Genomic DNA, 237 nt, shown 5'->3' on the forward strand with positions numbered 1-237 from the left:
TCGGCATCCCGTTCACCCCGGAGCAGACGGCCTGCATCACCGCGCCGCCCGCCCCGCAGGTCATCGTGGCCGGAGCCGGCTCCGGCAAGACGACGGTGATGGCCGCCCGGGTGGTCTGGCTGGTCGGCACGGGCCAGGTCGCCCCCGAGCAGGTCCTCGGTCTCACGTTCACCAACAAGGCCGCCGGCGAGCTCGCCGAGCGCGTCCGCAAGGCGCTCGTACGGGCCGGGGTCACCG

General features: G+C 74.7%; 1 protein-coding gene. It reads left to right on the forward strand.

Going from position 1 to position 237, the window contains the following annotated elements:
• Positions 1 to 237, forward strand: a 237-nt coding sequence (locus AC0IXA_RS28125) for a UvrD-helicase domain-containing protein (RefSeq protein ID WP_471815015.1), incomplete at both ends; no start/stop codon positions are given.

Source organism: Pseudomonas sp. AC083 (assembly GCF_979253165.1).